General features: G+C 72.0%; 1 pseudogene. It reads left to right on the forward strand.

Going from position 1 to position 261, the window contains the following annotated elements:
- A pseudogene (locus Q0967_RS17355) lies at positions 1-261 on the forward strand (hypothetical protein); the annotation flags it as partial.

Consider the following 261-nt stretch of genomic DNA (forward strand, 5'->3'; position numbering starts at 1 on the left):
TTCGCCCGCTGGCAGGTGCTGAGCAGGCTGCGCCGCCAGGAGCAGCACGGGACCCTCACCCACGGCGCGATCTCCGCAGCCCGAGCGACCATCGTCGTCACCGCCCGCTTCATGAACTGGCTCACCGAGCACGCCACGGACCTCGCCGACATCGAACAGGGTGACCTGGACCGGTTCGCCGAGGAGCACCGCGCCCGCGCCCTCGCGCTGCGACCGTTCCTGGCCTGGTGTGCCCGCACCGGCCTCGGAGGGGATCTGTCC

The organism is uncultured Serinicoccus sp., from assembly GCF_947500995.1.
In the GTDB taxonomy this organism is placed as follows: domain Bacteria; phylum Actinomycetota; class Actinomycetes; order Actinomycetales; family Dermatophilaceae; genus Ornithinicoccus.